This is a genomic window from Agrobacterium sp. CNPSo 3708 (assembly GCF_028674915.1).
Classification (GTDB): domain Bacteria; phylum Pseudomonadota; class Alphaproteobacteria; order Rhizobiales; family Rhizobiaceae; genus Agrobacterium; species Agrobacterium cavarae.
The window spans coordinates 1-254 of the sequence record NZ_JAQZSF010000027.1 but is presented as its reverse complement, the minus strand read 5'-3'; the positions used below and the strand labels follow the sequence as shown (position 1 = coordinate 254).

The 254-nt window shown below is 51.2% G+C and carries 1 rRNA gene; it reads left to right on the top strand.

Annotation, left to right across the window (positions count from 1 at the left end):
• Positions 1-176: 176 nt before the first annotated feature.
• Positions 177-254 (top strand): 5S ribosomal RNA (gene rrf / locus PVA19_RS22320); the annotation flags it as partial.

Sequence of the window (254 nt, the reverse complement as noted above, 5' to 3'; positions counted from 1 at the left end):
AGTAATGCATGAAGCTTACCGTTACTAATAGCTCGAGCGACTTCTTCGTTCCCATTGTTCATGCTCATCGAATAAAACTCGATCGCATCACGTGTTCATCAAATAGAGCCAAAAGCTCTCCAGCTTCTCGATACAACTGCACAAGCCAAAAGCATGTGCCAGTTGCGTTTTGCCGACCTGGTGGTTATCGCGGGGCGGCTGCACCCGTTCCCATTCCGAACACGGCCGTGAAACGCCCCAGCGCCAATGGTACT